Source organism: Streptomyces katrae (assembly GCF_000966975.1).
Lineage (GTDB): Bacteria > Actinomycetota > Actinomycetes > Streptomycetales > Streptomycetaceae > Streptomyces > Streptomyces katrae.
Genome location: NZ_JZWV01000868.1, coordinates 1 through 8,298, shown reverse-complemented (window position 1 = coordinate 8,298; position 8,298 = coordinate 1). Strand labels below are relative to the sequence as shown.

Genomic DNA, 8,298 nt, shown 5'->3' with positions numbered 1-8,298 from the left:
CGGCCCAGCAGTGCGGCCAGCCCCGCCACGGCCGCCGTGAAACCGGCCAGCGTGCCCGCGTAGAACAGCCGCGGCCGCCGCGCCCGCCCCGCGACCGCCCCCGCCACGGGCGCGGCCAGCACGTGCGGGGCCATCCAGGCGGTCAGCACGAACGCCCCGTACGCGGCGCTGCCCGTCCGCTCCAGGGCCAGCAGCACCACCGCCATCCCCATGCCCTCGGACGCGAAACGCGCCGCCAGGGCCGCAGCCAGATACCTCCCGAACCCGCCCATCGGCGGACCCCCCTCCCGCGTTCGGCAACGTGTCGTGCGACCAGGCAAGCGCGCCGGGGCAGCGCCGGGGAACGGGGCAGGGATCAGCCCGCTTCCTTCACCTGCGCCGCCGTCGGCGCGGTCCCGCCGAGGTGGGCCGGCAGCCACCAGGAGTCCTCGGTGCCCTGCGGCTTGGCCGGATAGGCGGCCTGCGCCGCCTCCAGCAGCTCCTGGACGCGCTCGCGCAGCCTGCGCGTGATGGCGCCCGCGTACTGGTCCTTCGGCGCCTCGATCGGCTCGCCGACCCGCATGGTCACCGGGATGTGGCTGCGCTTGAGGTTCTTCGGCCGGCCCTTCGTCCACAGCCGCTGGGTGCCCCACAGCGCCACCGGGATCAGCGGCACCCCGGCCTCCTGCGCCATGCGCGCGGCACCCGACTTGAAGCTCTTGAGCGTGAACGACTGGGAGATCGTCGCCTCCGGGAACACCCCGATGATCTCACCGGAACGCAGCGACTCCAGGGCGTGCCGGTAGGCGGACTCGCCCTGCTGCCGGTCCACCGGGATGTGCTTCATCGCGCGCATCAGCGGACCCGAGACCTTGTGCCGGAAGACCGACTCCTTGGCCATGAAGCGCACCAGGCGCTTCTGCGGCCGCGCCGTCAGGCCGGCGAAGATGAAGTCGAGGTAGCCGATGTGGTTCGACACCAGGACCGCCCCGCCCTTGCGCGGGATGTTCTCGGTGCCCTTCATGTCGATACGGATGTCCAGCGCGCGGAACAGCGTGTGCGCGGCGCCGATCACCGGGGGGTAGACGAGCTCAGCCATGGGGAGACCCCGCTTTCTGCCTGGGGAGGTGCTCCCGGCCGGAAGTTACGGAAGCGTAGGTACGCGACCATGGGGATCGTGCCCCAAACGCGGCGCGCTGGCCAGTCCGGACGGCCGCCGAGGGGGAGATCCTCGTCACGCGGGGAATGCGCGGCGTGACGGCGGCGCTCGGACAGGGAGAGCCTCCCGGCCGCGGCCGGGGTGGTGCGTACATGGGGACAGGGTAGACAGGAGCGGGTGTGCCCGAGCACGAGGAGGCCGCCGGGGCGGCGGCCGCACAGGGGCGCCTCGGCGCCGCCGAACTGGGCCGGGAGCCGGGGGAACGGGCCAGCCTGGTGCAGTTCTCCAGTGCCTTCTGCCAGCCCTGCCGGGCCACCCGCAGGATCCTCGCCGAGATCGCCGGAATGGTGGACGGGGTCGAGCACATCGAGATCGACGCCGAGCGGAACCTCGCCCTCGTACGCGCCCTGGGCGTGGAGAAGACCCCGACCGTCCTCGTCCTCGACGGCGCGGGCCGGATCGTCCGGCGGGCCGCGGGGATGCCGCGGAAGGCCGATGTGATCGCCGCCCTGGGTGCGGCGGTATGACTCCCGCGCCGGTACGCGCGCCCGCACACAGCGTGACGCGCCTGACATCTGACCGCTGCGGCTTGACTGTGTACACGGCAGATCGCCAGGCTGGCGGCATGCGGTACGAACTCCTGCTCCACGGGCGGGTCCATGTGGACCTCGGCCGATGCGCGAGTGCGCGCTGTTGGGATCGCTGAACGCCCCCGACCCCCGATCCCCGAACGCCCTCCCGCGATCCCCGCGGCAGAAGGAAGGCCCCTCATGACGGCCCCGACGGCCCCGCCCGCGTCCACCACCGTCCCCTCGCCCGACGGGCCCGGCCGCTCCCCGCTGCCGGGCTCGCCCGAGCTGCTGCGCTCCGTCTTCCGCCGGCACGCCGCCGGGGTCGCGGTGATCACGGCGCAGAGCGGGGGCCGCCCGGCGGGGTTCACCGCGACCTCGCTCAACTCCGTCTCCGCCGATCCGCCGATGCTCTCGTTCACCATCGGCACCGGGGCCTCCAGCTGGCCGGCCGTACGGGACAGCGACCACCTCGGCGTCCACATACTCGGGGAGCACCAGCAGGACCTGGCCGGGCTCTTCGCGCGCAGCGGCGCCGACCGTTTCGGCCCGGGTACCGACTGGGCGCCGGGCCCGCACGGGGTCCCCCTGCTCGACGGGGTGCTGGCGTGGCTGGTGTGCCGGGTGGTGGCCAGGGTGCCCGCGGGGGCCCACCGTGTGATCATCGCGGAGGCCGTGGCGGGGGATCCCGCGGGGGAGGGCCGGCCCCTGCTGTACCACCAGGGGCGCTTCAACGCGTTGCGCGACTGAATCGTCCCTGCTGGGACCGGTTCGGGCGGCGTTGGCCAGATCACAGTTCAGTGGCCTTGCAACCGGGGAAGACCCACTGTGTACTGACGAGTAACATTCCCTTCGGAGCGGGGGCCGCCCCGACCGGGATCCGCGCCGGAAGGCGCCTATGCTGCCTGCACAAGGCGGTATCAGTAGCGGTATCAGTAAAAAACGATGCGGTAGGAGAGCCGGCGTGAGCCTGAGGATCGTTGTCTGTGTGAAGTACGTGCCCGACGCCACCGGCGACCGGCACTTCGCCGATGACCTGACGGTCGACCGCGACGACGTCGACGGTCTGCTGTCGGAGCTCGACGAGTACGCCGTCGAGCAGGCGCTGCAGATCGCCGACGAGGCCGACGACGCCGAGATCACCGTCCTGACGGTGGGCCCCGAGGACGCCAAGGACGCGCTGCGCAAGGCGCTGTCGATGGGCGCCGACAAGGCCATCCACGTCGAGGACGACGACCTGCACGGCACCGACGTCATCGGCACCTCGCTGGTGCTGGCGAAGGCCGTCGAGAAGGCCGGTTACGACCTGGTCATCACGGGTATGGCCTCGACCGACGGCACCATGGGTGTCCTCCCGGCGATCCTGGCCGAGCGCCTGGGCGTCCCGCAGGTCACCCTGCTCTCCGAGGTCAAGGTCGAGGACGGCAAGGTCACGGGCCGCCGCGACGGCGACTCCGCGAGCGAGCAGCTGGAGGCCTCCCTCCCGGCGCTCGTCTCCGTGACGGACCAGTCGGGCGAGGCCCGCTACCCGTCCTTCAAGGGCATCATGGCGGCCAAGAAGAAGCCGGTGGAGTCCTGGGACCTGTCCGACCTGGACCTGGACGCCGAAGAGGTGGGCCTCGAGGGTGCCTACACCGTGGTCGAGTCCGCGGCGCAGCGCCCGGCCCGCACCGCCGGCACCGTCGTCAAGGACGAGGGCGAGGGCGGCAAGCAGCTGGCCGAGTTCCTGGCCGGCCAGAAGTTCATCTAGGGGCTCCGGCCTCACCAGTAGCCCCCAGACACCTCGTAAAGCAGGAGAGCAGTCCCATGGCTGAAGTTCTCGTCTACGTCGACCACGTGGACGGTGCCGTCCGCAAGCCCACCCTCGAGCTGCTGACGCTGGCCCGCCGCGTCGGCGAGCCCGTCGCCGTCGCCCTGGGCGCCGGTGCCGAGGCCACCGCCGCCGTGCTGGCCGAGCACGGTGCCGTCAAGGTCCTCACCGCCGACGCCCCCGAGTTCGCCGAGTACCTCGTCGTCCCGAAGGTCGACGCGCTCGAGGCCGCGTACAAGGCCGTCTCCCCGGCGGCCGTGCTCGTCCCGTCCTCCGCCGAGGGCAAGGAGATCGCCGCGCGCCTCGCCGTGCGCATCGGCTCCGGCATCATCACCGACGCCATCGACCTGGAGGCCGGTGACGAGGGTCCGGTCGCGACGCAGTCCGCCTTCGCCGCGTCGTTTACCACCAAGTCCCGCGTGTCCAAGGGCACCCCGGTCATCACCGTGAAGCCGAACTCGGCCGCGGTCGAGGCCGCCCCGGCCGCCGGCGCCGTCGAGGCGCTCGCCGTAACCTTCGGCGCCCTGGCCACCGGCACCAAGGTCATCTCCCGCACCCCCCGCGAGTCCACGGGCCGCCCGGAGCTGACCGAGGCCGCGATCGTCGTCTCCGGCGGCCGTGGCGTCAACGGCGCGGAGAACTTCCACCTCATCGAGGAGCTCGCGGACTCCCTCGGTGCGGCGGTCGGCGCCTCCCGCGCCGCCGTCGACGCCGGCTGGTACCCGCACACCAACCAGGTCGGCCAGACCGGCAAGTCGGTCTCCCCGCAGCTGTACATCGCCGCCGGCATCTCCGGCGCGATCCAGCACCGGGCCGGCATGCAGACGTCGAAGACCATCGTGGCCGTCAACAAGGACGCCGAGGCCCCGATCTTCGACCTGGTCGACTACGGCGTGGTCGGCGACCTCTTCGAGGTCGTCCCGCAGCTGACGGGCGAGATCAAGGCGCGCAAGGGCTGATCCCTTCCAGATCCTGACCTGCCGTTTCCTCTGGCTCCGGGGCCGTGTGGTGATTGTCACCGCACGGCCCCGAGTCGTTTGTCCCAGGCGGTGGAGGGACCATTGACGGAGCGGAACCCCGTGACTAAATTCTGCTATGCGGAGCCAGGCTTCCGTGAAGCGGAAAAGAGGAGAGTGCACGATGGGTCAGCAGGAGAAGGTGGCGACGAGCCTCGCAGGCGTGGTCAGCGAGGGCATCAGCGCCTCCCTCGCGCCGGTGGACGCGGAACTCGCGCGCCACTACCCGGGCGACCCCGGCACCCGCCAGCCGATCCACACCGTCTACGTACCCGGTGACGTCTTCGACGCCGACACCATCCGCTCCTGGGGCGACCAGGCCCTCGCGGCCCTGGACCAGCACGCGCCCGACGCGGCCACCTTCGCCAAGGTGCTCGGCATCTCCGACGAACTGGCCGTCCCGGTCTACGACCGCGTCCGCGCCAAGCTCGCCTCCGAGCCCGTCGAGGACCTCCGCGTGGACTTCGAGGACGGCTTCGGCGTCCGCTCCGACGAGGAGGAGGACCAGGCCGCGGCCCGCGCCGCCCGCCTCGTCTCGGAGGCCTTCTCCAACGGCACGAACGCCCCGTACATGGGTATCCGCATGAAGTGCATGGAGTCCAACGTCCGCGACCGCGGCATCCGCACCACGGACATCTTCCTCTCCGGCCTCCTGGAGCACGGCGGCCTGCCCGAGGGCCTCGTCCTGACCCTGCCCAAGGTCACCTACGCCGAGCAGGTCAGCGCCTTCGTCAAGCTGCTGGAGGCCTTCGAGACTGCCCGCGGCCTGCGCCCGGGCCGGATCGGCTTCGAGATCCAGATCGAGACCAGCCAGTCCATCCTGGCCTCCGACGGCACCGCCACCGTGGCCCGGATGATCGAGGCCTCCAAGGGCCGCGCCACCGGCCTGCACTACGGCACCTTCGACTACAGCGCCTGCGTCGGCGTGTCCGCCGCCTACCAGGCCAGCGACCACCCCGCCGCCGACCACGCGAAGGCGATCATGCAGGTGGCGGCCGCCGGCACCGGCGTACGCGTCTCCGACGGCTCGACGAACGTCAAGCCCGTCGGCACCACCGAGCAGGTCCACGAGGCCTGGCGGCTCCACTACGGCCTCACCCGCCGTGCCCTGGCCCGCGCCTACTACCAGGGCTGGGACATGCACCCGGCGCACCTGCCGACCCGCTACGCGGCCGTCTTCACCTTCTACCGCGAGGGCCTGGAGGCCGCCGCCGCGCGCCTGAAGGCGTACGTGGCGAAGATCGAGGGCGACGTGATGGACGAGCCCGCCACCGCCAAGGCCCTGGCCGGCTACCTGGTCCGCGGCCTCGACTGCGGCGCCGTCGGCACCGAGGAGGTCACCGCCCTGACGGGCCTGACCCGCGCGGAACTGGACGCCTTCGCCATCCCGCGCCGCTCGGCGACCCTGACGGCGACCGCGTAAGGTCCGCTCGCCGCCGCCCGGCGTACGCGTCCGCGTACGCCGGGCGGCGGCGTTTGCGGTTCAGGCGGCGTTGACGAAGATCATGGGCGACCACGGGGTGCACCGGGGCCGTGTGCGGGTTGTGGGGGATCAGCCGGTGTGCGGCGGGAGTTCGCCCGAGCCGCGGGGGATCAGGCGGGTCGGGAGGACGATGCGGGTCGGGGGGAGGGCCGTGCCCGACAGGCGTTGGAAGAGGCGGTCCGTGGCCACCCGGCCCAGGGCCGCCGGGTCCTGGGCGATCACCGTGACCCCGGGCCGCAGCAGGTCGGCCAGTTCGAAGTCGTCGAAGCCGACCAGTGCCACGGGCCGGGGCAGCGCCGCGAGGACCCGTACGACGGTGACGGTGACCCGGTTGTTGCCGGCGAAGACGGCGGTGATCGGTTCCGGGCCCGCCAGCATCGCCCTGGCCGCCGCCGCCACCCGCTCCGGGGCCGTCGCGCCGAGGGAGACCCAGGACCCGGCCACCGGCAGGCCCGCCAGCGCCATCGCCTCGCGGTAGCCGCGCAGGCGCTCCGTGGCGGTGTGGATGCGGGGGTGGTCGCCGATGAAGCCGATCCGCCGGTGCCCGGCGGCGATCAGGTGCGCCACCCCGTCGCGGGCGCCGCCGAAGCTGTCCGAGAGGACCACGTCCGCCTCGATCCCGCCCGCCGGCCGGTCCACGAACACGGTCGCCACCCCCGCCCGGATCTCCGGCTCGAGGTAGCGGTGGTCGTCGCCCGCCGGGATCACGATCAGGCCGTCCACCCGCCGGGCGCACAGCGCGAGCGCCAACTCCCGCTCCCGGTCCGGGTCCTCGGCGCTGGAGCCGTTGATCAGCAGGGCGCCGTGGGTACGGGCCACCTCCTCGACGGCCCGGTTGAGGGGACCGTAGAAGGGGTCGGCGAGGTCCTCCAGGACCAGGCCGACGGTGGCGGTGCGGCCCTTGCGCAGGACGCGGGCGCTGTCGTTGCGCCGGAACCCGAGGGCCTCGATGGCGTCCTGCACGCGCCGTTCGGTGTCAGGGGTCACCCCGGGCTCGCCGTTGACGACCCGGGAGACCGTCTTCAGGCCGACGCCCGCCCGGGCCGCCACGTCCTTCATGGTCGGCCGGTTGCCGTAACGGGGCTCGGACGGCTGGCGGTTCTGCGGCACGGCGGGAAAACCTCCGGGGGTGGACGGCGGGGCTGCGGGGCGCTGTGACCGAGGATATGCACTCGGCCGGAGAGCGGGTTTCCGTGGCAGGGTGGGGCGGGCAAGCCACTGGGGGCTTCGGAGGCGAGCCAATGGGAGAGGGGTAGACGTGATTGTCTGGATCAACGGCGCTTACGGTGCCGGGAAGACCAGTACGGCCCGCGAACTCGCCGGACTGCTGCCGGACAGCACCCTGTACGACCCGGAGCTCATAGGGGACGCGCTGCGCCGCCTCCTGCCGGGCAAACGCCTCGCGGAGGTCGACGACCACCAGGACCTGCCGAGCTGGCGGCGGCTCGTCGTCGACGCGGCGGCGGCGGTGCTGGCGGAGGTGGGCGGGGTGCTGGTCGTACCGATGACGCTGCTGAGGCAGGAGTACCGGGACGAGATCTTCGGGGCGCTCGCGGCCCGCCGGATCACGGTGCGGCACGTGCTGCTGGCCCCTGCGGAAACGATCCTGCGCGAGCGGATGGCCGGGCGCCGTGAAGAGGGGGAACGGGGCCGCCGGCAGGGGGCCCACGACCACCTTCCCGCCTACCGGCAGGCGCTGGGGTGGCTGACCGCCGACGCGCACGTCATCGACAACGGGCGGCTGACCCCACGGGAGACGGCGCAGCGGATCGCCGAGGCCGTGACGACGGACACGGCGGCGGTCTGCGACATCGTCCAGACCCCGGAACCGACGCGGGAGACGGTGGCGGCGGGGGTCCTGCTCTTCGACGACCGGGACCGGGTGCTCCTGGTGGATCCGACGTACAAGGCGGGCTGGGAGTTCCCCGGCGGGGTGGTCGAGGCGGGCGAGGCGCCGGCGCGGGCGGGCGTACGGGAGGTCGCGGAGGAACTGGACCTGACGCTGGACCGGGTGCCGGAGCTGCTGGTGGTCGACTGGGAGCCGCCCCGGTCCCCGGCGTACGGGGGGCTGCGGCTGCTGTTCGACGGGGGCCGGCTGTCGGAGCCGCAGGCGGCACGGCTGCGGTTGCCCGGGCCGGAGCTGCGGGCCTGGCGGTTCGTCACGGAGGAGGAGGCGGCGGGGATGCTGCCGCCGCAGCGGTACGAGCGGCTGCGGTGGGCGCTGCGGGCGCGGGAGCGGGGGCGGCCGCTGTATCTGGAGGCGGGACGGCCCCTGCCGTAAC

8 protein-coding genes and 1 pseudogene are annotated in these 8,298 nt (G+C 72.9%); 6 read left to right on the top strand and 3 right to left on the bottom strand.

All coding sequences use genetic code 11. From position 1 onward, the window contains the following. A pseudogene (locus VR44_RS28440) lies at positions 1 to 272 on the bottom strand (MFS transporter); the annotation flags it as partial. Positions 273 to 355: 83 nt separating this feature from the next. Further along, positions 356 to 1,078, bottom strand: a complete 723-nt coding sequence (locus tag VR44_RS28435; RefSeq protein ID WP_045950475.1) for a lysophospholipid acyltransferase family protein — start codon at positions 1,076 to 1,078, stop codon at positions 356 to 358. A 239-nt stretch (positions 1,079 to 1,317) separates the two neighbouring features. Here VR44_RS28435 and VR44_RS28430 point away from each other — a divergent pair, with 239 nt between their 5' ends. The 5 genes from VR44_RS28430 to VR44_RS28410 all read left to right on the top strand — a co-directional run bounded on the left by VR44_RS28430 (position 1,318) and on the right by VR44_RS28410 (position 5,956). Further along, on the top strand, positions 1,318 to 1,665 hold the full coding sequence (locus tag VR44_RS28430) for a thioredoxin family protein (RefSeq protein WP_045950474.1): 348 nt from the start codon (positions 1,318 to 1,320) through the stop codon (positions 1,663 to 1,665). A 243-nt stretch (positions 1,666 to 1,908) separates the two neighbouring features. After that, on the top strand, positions 1,909 to 2,457 hold the full coding sequence (locus tag VR44_RS28425) for a flavin reductase family protein (protein WP_245692370.1): 549 nt from the start codon (positions 1,909 to 1,911) through the stop codon (positions 2,455 to 2,457). Between the two features lie 214 nt (positions 2,458 to 2,671). After that, on the top strand, positions 2,672 to 3,457 hold the full coding sequence (locus VR44_RS28420; RefSeq protein ID WP_045950473.1) for an electron transfer flavoprotein subunit beta/FixA family protein: 786 nt from the start codon (positions 2,672 to 2,674) through the stop codon (positions 3,455 to 3,457). Between the two features lie 56 nt (positions 3,458 to 3,513). Next, entirely contained in the window at positions 3,514 to 4,476 is a 963-nt protein-coding gene (locus VR44_RS28415) for an electron transfer flavoprotein subunit alpha/FixB family protein (RefSeq protein ID WP_045950472.1), read from the top strand. A gap of 181 nt (positions 4,477 to 4,657) precedes the next feature. Continuing rightward, positions 4,658 to 5,956 (top strand): DUF6986 family protein, encoded by a 1,299-nt coding sequence (locus tag VR44_RS28410; protein ID WP_045950471.1) that lies wholly within the window; start codon positions 4,658 to 4,660, stop codon positions 5,954 to 5,956. Between the two features lie 129 nt (positions 5,957 to 6,085). On the opposite strand, the gene VR44_RS28405 is transcribed toward VR44_RS28410, so the two are convergent. Further along, entirely contained in the window at positions 6,086 to 7,075 is a 990-nt protein-coding gene (locus VR44_RS28405; protein WP_245692372.1) for a LacI family DNA-binding transcriptional regulator, read from the bottom strand. 199 nt (positions 7,076 to 7,274) lie between these two features. Here VR44_RS28405 and VR44_RS28400 point away from each other — a divergent pair, with 199 nt between their 5' ends. Continuing rightward, complete coding sequence (locus tag VR44_RS28400; RefSeq protein WP_045950469.1) at positions 7,275 to 8,297, top strand: NUDIX hydrolase; 1,023 nt, start codon at positions 7,275 to 7,277, stop codon at positions 8,295 to 8,297. Position 8,298: the final 1 nt, after the last annotated feature.